The organism is Plesiomonas sp., assembly GCF_051650925.1.
In the GTDB taxonomy this organism is placed as follows: domain Bacteria; phylum Pseudomonadota; class Gammaproteobacteria; order Enterobacterales; family CAMTGL01; genus Plesiomonas.
Genome location: NZ_JBOFRH010000363.1, coordinates 1 through 10022 on the forward strand (window position 1 = coordinate 1; position 10022 = coordinate 10022).

At 42.8% G+C, this 10022-nt stretch carries 8 protein-coding genes and 1 other RNA gene; 7 read left to right on the top strand and 2 right to left on the bottom strand.

Going from position 1 to position 10022, the window contains the following annotated elements; genetic code table 11:
- The coding region (locus tag ACRC27_RS08215) for a hypothetical protein (RefSeq protein ID WP_438639645.1) at positions 1 to 380 on the top strand (380 nt) is incomplete at its 5' end.
- An 89-nt stretch (positions 381 to 469) separates the two neighbouring features.
- Positions 470 to 566: signal recognition particle sRNA small type (gene ffs / locus ACRC27_RS08220), an RNA gene on the top strand.
- 206 nt (positions 567 to 772) lie between these two features.
- Here the strand turns inward: ffs and ACRC27_RS08225 are convergent.
- Positions 773 to 2182 (bottom strand): GH1 family beta-glucosidase, encoded by a 1410-nt coding sequence (locus ACRC27_RS08225; RefSeq protein ID WP_438639646.1) that lies wholly within the window; start codon positions 2180 to 2182, stop codon positions 773 to 775.
- A gap of 437 nt (positions 2183 to 2619) precedes the next feature.
- Between ACRC27_RS08225 and ACRC27_RS08230 the strand changes: the two genes are divergently transcribed.
- Both ACRC27_RS08230 and ACRC27_RS08235 read left to right on the top strand, forming a co-directional pair.
- Entirely contained in the window at positions 2620 to 3147 is a 528-nt protein-coding gene (locus ACRC27_RS08230) for a L,D-transpeptidase family protein (protein ID WP_438623032.1), read from the top strand.
- Between the two features lie 125 nt (positions 3148 to 3272).
- A complete protein-coding gene (locus ACRC27_RS08235; protein WP_438629436.1) occupies positions 3273 to 4283 on the top strand; it encodes a sulfate ABC transporter substrate-binding protein in 1011 nt (336 codons plus the stop codon).
- Positions 4284 to 4350: 67 nt separating this feature from the next.
- On the opposite strand, the gene ACRC27_RS08240 is transcribed toward ACRC27_RS08235, so the two are convergent.
- On the bottom strand, positions 4351 to 5562 hold the full coding sequence (locus ACRC27_RS08240) for an EAL domain-containing response regulator (protein WP_438639647.1): 1212 nt from the start codon (positions 5560 to 5562) through the stop codon (positions 4351 to 4353).
- 365 nt (positions 5563 to 5927) lie between these two features.
- Between ACRC27_RS08240 and ACRC27_RS08245 the strand changes: the two genes are divergently transcribed.
- The 3 genes from ACRC27_RS08245 to ACRC27_RS08255 all read left to right on the top strand — a co-directional run bounded on the left by ACRC27_RS08245 (position 5928) and on the right by ACRC27_RS08255 (position 9819).
- Positions 5928 to 6497: a common pilus major fimbrillin subunit EcpA gene (locus ACRC27_RS08245; RefSeq protein ID WP_438639650.1), complete on the top strand. Its 570-nt coding sequence runs from the start codon at positions 5928 to 5930 to the stop codon at positions 6495 to 6497.
- 77 nt (positions 6498 to 6574) lie between these two features.
- Complete coding sequence (locus ACRC27_RS08250; protein ID WP_438639648.1) at positions 6575 to 7258, top strand: hypothetical protein; 684 nt, start codon at positions 6575 to 6577, stop codon at positions 7256 to 7258.
- Between the two features lie 26 nt (positions 7259 to 7284).
- A complete protein-coding gene (locus ACRC27_RS08255; RefSeq protein ID WP_438639649.1) occupies positions 7285 to 9819 on the top strand; it encodes a TcfC E-set like domain-containing protein in 2535 nt (844 codons plus the stop codon).
- Positions 9820 to 10022: the final 203 nt, after the last annotated feature.

The window sequence follows — 10022 nt, forward strand, 5'->3', positions numbered from 1 at the left end:
CGGCATGGTTAACTTTTGGTCAGTTTTTGGCTGTGAGTACAATTGCGCTGTTGTGCCAAGGCTGGAAAGGGTTGCAAGGCAATACAACCGCGTTGTTGGTGGTGGCTATCCCTCTGAGCATATGGTTGCCGATGCAGACACTGGCGGTGATGTCGGTTATTGGGGTTATTTCAGCGATTCAGATGTTGCAACAGCAACAGAGTAGGCAAATGCTATATCGTTTAACTTGGTTACTGCCGACACTGCCATTTGCAGCGTTGACGCTGTATCAGGTTGAGCATGTTTCGATGCCAATTTTAATGATGTGGTTAATTTTGCTACTCATTGAATTAATGGGGGAATCTTTATTGGCTGATTCTGAGCAAGAAAACATCACCTGAACGGTTTAGCTATTGCATTCTACGGCAGTATCCCTGATAATTGCCGCGCTTTCACGGGATTACAAGTGAAAGTTTGTCAATGGAGGCTCTATTGGTCCTCCCGCATTGATACTATGTCGACCTGGTCAGATCCGGAAGGAAGCAGCCAAGGCGTAGAAATCGAGTGCCGGGATGTGGCTGGTAGAGCCTCCACCCGTTTCTGGGGTTGGTGTTTTATCCCTTCAAAAGTATTGTCTTATATCCTCCCTCCCATAAATAGATTAATTTTATATCTGTATTACTCAACAGCACAGCGTTATAAAAAAGGGCACAGACTTCGCTGTACCCCCGATAATGTACTATTCAATAAGATCAATGAGCATCAATAGATACTGCGCGTATACCTGTTTTGGTTATTCATCAAAACCATTTTTTGCAGCAACCTCAGCATACCAGTAAGCTGATTTTTTCTTGTAACGCTGCTGTGTTTCCCGATCAATATACAAAAAGCCATAACGTTTTTTAAAGCCGTTGATCCACGAAAAGTTATCCATTAATGACCACATATAGTAACCACGGACATTAATGCCATCATTTACAGCCTGATGAATGACTTTGAGGTGCTCGCGGACAAAATCAATACGGCCATCATCATCAACCGAACCGTCGGCATTAAGCTGATCTTGCATGCCGATACCGTTTTCGGTGACATAAACCGGAATGCCGGGGGCATACTCATGTGCTCGCTGCAACAAGTCATACATTGCTTGCGGTGCAATTTCCCAGCCCCAGTCAGTGTATTTTCCGTGTGGATTTTTGACAAAGCGAACCACTCCGGCAATAGAGAATTTGCAGTCATCACTGTTATTGCCTGAGTTGTTAATGTGGAACTCGGTATCTGTTGCATCGGCAGTGGCATAGTGCGGGTAGTAGTAATTAACGCCGATAAAATCAATTTTTGTTTCGGCAATATCACGTAATTGCTGCTCATCCCATTCAGGCAGCAGATTATGTTGCTGATAAAAATCGACCACATCTTGCGGATAACGCCCTAGCAGAGCCGGATCAATAAACCAGCGGTTTAACATGCCGTCAGCTAAATGCGCCGCAGCAATATCTTCGGGTTTGTCGGTTGCCGGATACACGGTTGACATATTCAGCACCAAACCAATTTCACCGCCGGTATTAAGCGCACGAAACAGTTTTACTGCACGCGCATGGGCCAGTACAAAATGGTGGGCAACTTGAATGGCGGCACGATAGTCATGTTTGCAGGGCGGATGCAGTGCGGTGACATAGCCATTGAGTGTCGTCCAGGCCGGTTCATTAAAGGTTGCCCAGCGTTTAACGCGATCGCCAAACAGGGTAAAGCAGGTTTTGGCAAAATGCAGGTAGGCATCAAGCGTTTTAGGATTTTCCCAGCCACCGTTATCGGCCAGCCATACCGGAAGATCCCAGTGGTAGAGCGTGACATTCGGTTCAATACCTTCTGCCAGCAGTGCATCAAACAGGTTGTTATAAAACTCAACACCCTGTGGGTTAATCTGACCATCTTCTGTCGGTATTAGGCGTGGCCAGCTGATTGATAAACGGTAACCATTGTGGCCAATCTCTTTCATCAGGCGCACATCATCGCGGTAGCGATGGTAGTGATCGCAGGCAACATCAGGGTTGGCTTGTTGATAGATACGCTCTGGGTGCTCATGGCAGAAAACATCCCACTGCGATAATCCGCGCCCTTCTTCACGGGCCGCGCCTTCAATTTGCAGCGCAGCGGTTGCTGAGCCCCAGATAAAGCCTTCAGGAAAGGTATAGGTTGTCATAGAGTTGTCCGGTTATCCGTTAAAATCGGTAAGGAAGCGATCAGTGTTTGGTTCGCGATATGTCGATGGCAATGTACAGAAAGAGGCTGATGCCATGTTTATCCGCGTTATTTTGCGAAATACTACTGAAGATTATTAGCTATCTCTTGCCTTTTTTCCTTTCATTATGATCGGTATCACATCCTGAACCAGAAGATTTTTTTACAGAGTGAAGAAAAGAGGAGGTGGTGATTTATCAGACAAAAATAATGATTCAAGGTGTCGTGAAACTAGTGATTGCAAGTTTTTGCTGGCTGTTTATTATACGCTGAAAATCGGCCACTCATTAATGTTTACCCGCTCAATGGTGCAGGGGGGTTCCCTGTGTCTGGGTGATACACCTATTGCTGTGCTGACGTCATATTGATCATTGTAAGTGACTTAAATAAGAGTAGATCATGCGCCAGTTGTTTGTAGTACCAAAATCATGGTTGTTAGTCTGTAGCATTATGTTTTCAGGGGCTTTTTTTGCACCGCTTGCTTTAGCCAGTTTTGTACAAGAGCCGCCTAAAGCGGATTTAGTTGTAGTAAAAAAATCACAGTATCGTTTGTCTCTTTTACGTAATGGGAAGGAGATCAAAAGTTTTTGGATTGCACTCGGGGCAAATCCGGTTGGGCATAAAGTGATGCGTGGTGATAACCGCACACCCGAGGGGCGGTATCTGCTCGATTATAAAAAAGATGATTCCCAGTACTACAAGGCGATTCATATCTCTTATCCCAATATCAATGATATTGAGCGTGCGCAGGCGAGTGGCGTAAATCCGGGCAACATGTTGATGATCCATGGTCAGCCGAATGCGGTTCAGAGCAGCCGTGTGCAGCGCTCTAACTGGACAAATGGTTGTATTGCGGTACTTAACCATGACATGGATGAGATATGGCGTTCAATTGAACCGGGAACGCCGATTGAGATCTATCCATAACAACATGTTTTTTTCTGCTATCGATAGCAATTTTTGTTGTTTTTGAAATGCGGTAATTCCGATTAAAACAGTGTCAACAGCCATTTTGACTGATATTGGCATTAATCGATTACAGGAGTTACCGCATGACATTACGCGCATATTCATGGATAACCACCGCAGCGGCTGCAACATTACTAACACTGAGTGTGCAGGCTGCTGAAATTACGTTGCTGAATGCCTCGTATGACCCTACCCGTGAACTGTTTGCCGAATATAACACGCTCTTTTCCGCGCACTGGAAAAAGCTACACGGTGATGATGTGGTGGTCAAACAATCGCACGGTGGCTCAGGCAAACAGGCCCGTGCGGTGATTGATGGGCTTGAAGCCGATGTGGTGACACTGGCTTTGGCATATGATATTGATACTATTGCGAAAAAAGGCCGTGTTAATCCTGCTTGGGCAGAGGCCTATGCACACCATGCAACGCCTTTTAATTCAACGATTGTGTTTTTAGTGCGAAAGGGTAACCCAAAACAGATAAAAGACTGGAACGATCTGATCCGTCAAGATGTTGAGGTGATCACGCCAAACCCGAAAACGTCAGGCGGTGCGCGCTGGAACTATCTGGCAGCATGGGGGTATGCGTTAAAACAAAATCAGAATTCGGCAACGGCAGCACAAGAGTTTGTGGGTAAATTGTACCGTAATGTGAAAGTGCTGGATTCCGGTGCGCGTGGGGCAACCACCACATTTGTTGAGCGTGATATCGGCGATGTGCTGATTACATGGGAAAATGAAGCGCATTTAGTGCTCAAAGAGCTGGGTGCGGATAAGTTTGATATTATCACGCCTTCTGTCTCTATTTTGGCCGAGCCGCCAGTGGCAGTGGTTGATAAAGTGGTAAATAAGCGGGGTACTCAGGCTGTTGCTAAAGAGTATTTAGCGTATCTGTATTCACCTGAAGCACAGACTATTGCAGCGAAAAATTTTTATCGTCCGACAGATCCAAAAATAGCAGCACAATATGCCAACCAGTTTGGCCAGTTAACGCTATTTACTATTCGTGATCTGTTTGGGGATTGGGCACAAGCACAGCAAACACATTTTGCACAAGGTGGAGTGTTTGACCAGATTTATCAGCCGGGACAATAAATAATATTTGCGTTACCGTGTCCTGTATGGGGCACGGTGTTGATATTCACCGGCTAATGGAAAAGGGTTATTGCAAGCACAGTTCTAAGTAATTTTCCGGTAACATGGGTTTATAAAAATGATAGCCTTGTGCAATCGGGCATTGCATCTCTTGCAGAGCAAGATGCTGGTTGTTTGATTCAACCCCTTCCGCAACCACTGAAATATTGAGTTTTTGGCATAAATCAACAGTATGTTTGACGATATGATAACAAACCGGATTCTCAGTAATATTGGCAATAAAAGCTTTATCTAATTTCAATTCGGTAAAGGGGATCTCAGAGAGCATTTTAAGTGATGAAATGCCGATGCCATAATCATCAAGTGAAATACCAAAACCTTCATTGCGCAGCAAATTCATCGCTGCCATCAGCTCAATTTTACTGTTAATTCGGCTATTTTCAGTCAGCTCTATCGTCAGTAATTGTGCGGGTAAATTTGCACTAAACCAACGCTGCAATATCTCTTTCACCAGTTCGATAGATGCAATGGTTTTTGCCGAAGCATTAATCGATATTGGGTGGCTAATACCTTGTTTAATTAATGAGCATTGCAGCTCAATGACCTTATCGAGCATGGTCATAAACAGTAAATTATCAAGATTGTGTGTTTCGATATCGGCAATAATTGCCATATGGTCATCATCGGATAGACGTGTTTTTTCGGTAAAACGCGCCAACGCTTCAGCACCAATAATACGCTGTTTATTCAAGGCAATTTTGGGCTGTAATACCAGACTAACACCACGAATCATCAGTAATAACCGATTGATACCTTTACTGGATATCGGTGTTGGGTGGGATGGATTTTTTTTGGGTGTATTGTGGGATAGTGTTTTTTGTTGGTAGGTGATTGCGCCAATAATGCTTGGGTAGTGCTGCGCTTGCAAAGGTTTATTAATCACAAGTGGACAATGAAAACCTGATTCAATGGCAAGACGCTGATGGGAGTATAAAACATGTTCGTTGGTTGAGCTTAACCAGATAATGGTAGGCCGTAAAATAGTCGGGTTTTCAGTATATAACGCTTTGAGATTGAGTAAAAATTCGGCTCCGGATTTGTCAGGCATATGAATGTCGCAAAGGATTGCGTCAACTGAATGGTCGGGAAGTTCATATAATGCACTTTCTATGTCTGAAAATGAAATCACATTCACGTCATACAGTGTTTGCAGTTTTTTTTGCAAAAATTCACATTCAATGATGTCGTTATCAACGATCGCAATCGTAGGTTTATTCATAAATTTGGGTCTATCCGTACTCGCACATCCATATGTGTCACAATAGTCTATAGGATAATGAATGGTATCCCGTATTGATATCAGAGTGGTCTTAAAAAAATAGGCTATTATCGGTAAATAAATTGACCCACTTTACTTCATACCTATTTTTAGGTATTTTCTCTCATTTTTTCACATAACTCAGTGTCTGCATTGAATATTTTGAACGAGATCTGCTCTTATTTTTCATGTCTATTTATTGTCTGATCTTTTAAGAATGGTCTTATGTAATTGATCGAATTTGATGGCTATAGTGAATTCCGTAAATTGACTAAAGGCTTACAAAATCATTCAAAGCCTAAATAATTGAGGAAAGAAACGTGAGTATGAAAAAGCACCTAGTCGCTGGCGTAATGATGAGCGTTATTTTGTCTGGTAATGTAATGGCTGCTGCTGCTGGTACAGAACAAGACAGTGCAACTTGGGTTGTGACTGCATCAAAAAATAGCCATGCACGTTTGGTTGTTAGCCCTGTAGGTTCAATTAATTTTAAATATCTGCCAAAGAGCAAAACGTTTGCACCAACTGATGCACCGTTTATTGTTAATATCCAAAATGATAGCGCTGCAGGTACTAATGCAACAGACTTTAAACTTGAAGCAATTCAAAGCAAAGGTTATGCGGCACATATTGCTCAGGCTAATGAGAAGTTTAAGGTTGTATTAAGTGTTGGTGATAAAGCATTATCAGAAGATGAGGCTAATCCTACTCTACTGAATAAAAGTGGTAATATCAACTCCTTCCTGTCATCATTAGACGGTTTAGCTGCAGGGTCAGAATCTTCTGACAGTTTTGTTGCAACAGCAGTTGCTCCTACCGGTAAAACAATTGAAGCGTTAACTGATGGTCTTTATGAAGGCCAAGCACAAGTCACTTTCCAAGCTACTTGGAGCTAATTACGCAAGCAGAGTTGCAACTGAATTGCTGAGGCAGTCAATAGGCTGCCTTATTCGTTATTTGTTAGAGATATTCTATGAAGCATCGTTATTTTTATGCACTACTTCCTCTATTAATGAGCAGTTATTCGTATGCTTTTTATATGGATGATGTAACAGTTGAGATACCCTCTAAATCTGAGCGAACAACACAAAAAATCAGCAATGTTGATGATCATGCCGCGCACCTTATGGCTGTCAAGGTTGAGCCAATTAAAAGCCCATTTACGATGGAGCCGTTAACACAAGAAAATTCAAGTCTAAGTGATATTACCTTTAGTCCAGCACGGGCTGTTGTTGCGCCTAAGAAAGATGTTGTTGTGAAGTTTTTTTATCACGGCCCAAAAGATAATCAAGAGCGTTATTACCGTATTATCTGGAATGATGAAGTATTAGTACCGGGTGAACACCACTCTGCTGGAATGGGTGCACAAGTAGCAACCAGTACTATATTATCTACGATATTAGTGGTAAATCCACGTCAGGAAATATTCGATTACTCTTTAGGTAACAATATTGTTGTCAATAAAGGTAATACTGCTTTTCGCTATGTTGCATTTGGCGCCTGTAAGAAAGGAGTCGTTCCCCCTAAAGACGGTATCTGCCGTGAAGATCGCCGAATTATGCCACATACAGAAAGACCTCTGAAATATGTTGATATCAATGCACCAAGTAGCCATGTAGGAATATGGCATGCGGGTACATACGACTCGGCAAAATAATAGCATCATGCAAGAGGCATAATAAGATGTTTCTTCCCTTTACCGCGACAAGAAACATTCTTGTTATTGTGGGTATTAGTGTTGGTGTTACCCTCTGTTTAGCACCCATTTATGTATTTGGGCAGACAATTGATACTGATATCAGTAATGAAAGATTGCTGATATCAGGCAGTATTAAATCTATTCTTGAAGCGGGCATCGCCTTACCGATCACAATCATAAATAAAGATGCAACCACGCATGATGAAAATGAAATTATTGTTGGTTATGTTGATACTCGCTTAGAAAATGATCGGTTGATTATTGATCACTTTTCAAAAAATGAAGAGTTATCTGAGTTTCATTTATCTGATTCGGTTATAGCAGGGCTTTACGCACTAAAATCGGCTGAATTTACACAATCAGGTACATTAAAGGTTGCTGATCAAGCGACACTGACATTTGATTTATTGCGCATGAGCATGGCCATTACACTTAATGAGCATGGTTTTGCGGTTGATCATATTGCTAAACCAACCGTATTGCCTGTTGCGAGCAGTCATGATCTTTCTGGGTTGGTTAATTACACACTTAATACCACTCATTCAAGCGGTGATGGTGGAACGAGTAGCTATGGCTATTTGGGGTTGAACTCAACACAAGCGTGGGAAGAAAACCACCTTTTCCTTGATGGTTCTAGTTCTTATAATACGGGTGGTGATGCAGATTTAAGCCTCGACCGAGTTGTTTTTGAGCGTGACATTAATGGTCATTATGTTTCGTTTGGGATGATGAATGGCTGGCAATCACAAGATCTGGGGTTAGTATCGACACTCAGTAGTGATCATATGTATGCATTTGCTTATGGTAACAATGGCCGTTCACAGCAGCGCGATACCTCGCAATCACTCTCTCCAATAACCCTCTATTTTCCTTCTGCGGGTGAAGCCCGTATTTACCGTGATGATCGTCTGTTAAAAGTAATACAGATGCCGATGGGTATTCATGAAGTGGATACTGCTGCCCTCCCTTCAGGTCTGTATCAGGTAAAAATAGAAGTCGTCGTGGCCGGTAAGATTGTTAGTACAACTAATCAGCAAATAGATAAAACTCAGTCTGCATTTTCCGATTTAAGTAAACCAATTTGGCAATTTTGGGGCGGGATCAGCCAGCGTAGAGCACGCACATCATTTAATGAAAATGATCTTTTAGTTTCGCCTGATTCCTCGTTAGCTGAAAGTAGCAATAAACCGGTTGGCGGTGTTTCGTTATCGGGGCGCGCTTTGGGGAGCAATTTAGCCACTTCAGTTTATTTAAATCGTGATACATGGGTTGAAGAAGCGTCTGTGAGTAAACAATTCTTAGGCGGATTTGATGTTAATGTCGGCAACATGCAAGCCTCTGATGGCAGTCGTAATGTTACAGCCAGTGTAGGCGCACCTTTGCCGTTTGGTTTAGGTTCAATTCGGTTGGCTAAAGAAAGAGGCCATCAAGGAAAAAGGCTAGATTATTGGTTTGATAATCGTACATCAGTGAATACCTATATCAATATGGGAAAACTGATTGACGGGGCCGGTCAGTTCAATGTGAATTACAGCAAATCAAGTGATTACCAAGATGAAGAGCGGCAACTATCATGGGATTACTCACAGCACTTATACAGTGGTCAGTATGGTGCGATGTGGTTGAGTCTTGGCGTGAATAAACAGAAATCACGCTCTTATGGGGTGATCAGTCGTCAGAAAGATAATTTTATCAGCCTCTCATTTTCTATGCCGTTGGTGGCTGATATCCAAATGGGGTACTCACGTAATTCTGATGCTGACAGTCTTGACCTTTCTGTGGGTAAAAGTTTGGAGGACAGCCCAATTACCTATGTTGGCGGTACATTCAATCACAGCATGAGTGATTCAGGGAACAGTAACTATTATAACGCCTATGCCAATTTCAATGCTCGCTATGCTACCGGTACGGTGAGTGCTTCGGGCGGGCAAAGCAATATGAGTACCAGTGTCAGTTTGAATGGCTCGGCTGGGTGGGATTTAGGCAAGGGTATGGCATTTGGTCATGACTCCGGTGAAGCGGGGATCTTAATTGACTTGCCAAAAGGCAGTGGCCATGCGCTGAGTGCGGTCGTTAACCAGCATCAATATCCACTGGTTGAGGGGCATAACTTCCTTTCGTTACCGGCATATCAAGAGTACACCGTTGAAGTGAGTGATAACGAAAGCGGTGAAGTGACATTTGACACCACTGAGGCGACCAAGCAGGTCACTCTGTATCCGGGGAATGTTACCTATTTTAAACCGAACTTTAAGCAATTAATTACTGTATTTGGCCGTCTGAGCAATGCGAAAGGTGAGCCTATGGCAGGTATCAATTTACGTAATCACATAGGTACGGCTCGCACAAATGCAGATGGCAGTTTTTCAATTGATATTGATGTTGCGCATCCTGAAATACTGGCTGACAACGGTAAACAAGATTTTGAAATTGATATTAAGCTGCAAAATCCTAAAGCCACACTGCTGTTGGGTGATGTTCGCTGGAAAGGTGAATCACACATTATCTTGTCGCAATAAAACGTCAGAAACAGCCAGCATCAGAATGTTTAATATTCACTATCAATAACAGGATAGCGACAATGCAAAAATACCTTCGTATCGGGCATGGTTTACCATGCCAACATACTTTGTCAAAACCCTATGATGGTGATAGAAAGCCGCTATCGGGTAAATCGTCGCTATTTGGTATCACACTGTTAGTAAGCAGCTTGTTTGCGCTC